This is a genomic window from Nonomuraea sp. NPDC049486 (assembly GCF_040676925.1).
GTDB lineage: Bacteria > Actinomycetota > Actinomycetes > Streptosporangiales > Streptosporangiaceae > Nonomuraea > Nonomuraea ferruginea.
The window spans coordinates 1-1,405 of record NZ_JBFAPV010000040.1; the positions used below are offsets into that span (position 1 = coordinate 1).

General features: G+C 57.3%; 1 rRNA gene (cut by a window edge). It reads right to left on the minus strand.

Annotated features, from left to right (window positions below):
* Positions 1-5 precede the first annotated feature (5 nt).
* Positions 6-1,405 (minus strand): 23S ribosomal RNA (locus tag AB0K05_RS44350) (it continues 1,365 nt past the right edge of the window).

A 1,405-nucleotide genomic window follows, 5' to 3' on the forward strand; every position in this document is an offset into this window, starting at 1 on the left:
GCTTTGTGGTCAAGTCCTCGGCCTATTAGTACCGGTCAGCTCCACACGTTACCGCGCTTCCACCTCCGGCCTATCAACCCGGTCGTCTACCGGGAGCCTTACCCCTTCACAGGGTGGGAGACCTCATCTCAAGGCAAGCTTCCCGCTTAGATGCTTTCAGCGGTTATCCCTCCCGAACGTAGCCAACCAGCCATGCACCTGGCGATACAACTGGCACACCAGAGGTTCGTCCGTCCCGGTCCTCTCGTACTAGGGACAGCCCCTTTCAAGTCTCCTGCGCGCGCAGCGGATAGGGACCGAACTGTCTCGCGACGTTCTAAACCCAGCTCGCGTACCGCTTTAATGGGCGAACAGCCCAACCCTTGGGACCTACTCCAGCCCCAGGATGCGACGAGCCGACATCGAGGTGCCAAACCATCCCGTCGATATGGACTCTTGGGGAAGATCAGCCTGTTATCCCCGGGGTACCTTTTAGCCGTTGAGCGACACCGCTTCCACACGCCGATGCCGGATCACTAGTCCCAGCTTTCGCTCCTGCTCGACCCGTCAGTCTCACAGTCAAGCTCCCTTGTGCACTTACACTCAACACCTGATTGCCAACCAGGCTGAGGGAACCTTTGGGCGCCTCCGTTACCCTTTAGGAGGCAACCGCCCCAGTTAAACTACCCACCAGACACTGTCCCCGATCCGGATCACGGACCAGAGTTAGACATTCAAAACGACCAGAGTGGTATTTCACCAATGACTCCACCCGAACTAGCGTCCGAGCTTCCCAGTCTCCCACCTATCCTACACAAGACGCTCCAAACACCAATGTCAAGCTGTAGTGAAGGTCCCGGGGTCTTTCCGTCCTGCTGCGCGAAACGAGCATCTTTACTCGTAGTGCAATTTCGCCGGGTCTGCGGTTGAGACAGCGGGGAAGTCGTTACGCCATTCGTGCAGGTCGGAACTTACCCGACAAGGAATTTCGCTACCTTAGGATGGTTATAGTTACCACCGCCGTTTACCGGCGCTTAAGTTCTCACCTTCGCACGATCACTCGCGCTAAGCGGTCCCCTTAACGTTCCGGCACCGGGCAGGCGTCAGTCCGTATACATCGTCTTACGACTTCGCACGGACCTGTGTTTTTAGTAAACAGTCGCTTCCCCCTGGCCACTGCGACCCCCACCAGCTCCCACCGCAAGGGCGTTCACCAGCAGAGGTCCCCCTTCTCCCGAAGTTACGGGGGCAATTTGCCGAGTTCCTTAACCACAGTTCACCCGATCGCCTTGGTATTCTCTACCTGACCACCTGAGTCGGTTTAGGGTACGGGCCGCCACAACACTCACTAGAGGCTTTTCTCGGCAGCATAGGATCATCCACTTCGCCACAATCGGCTCGGCATCACATCTCACCCACAAGTGTC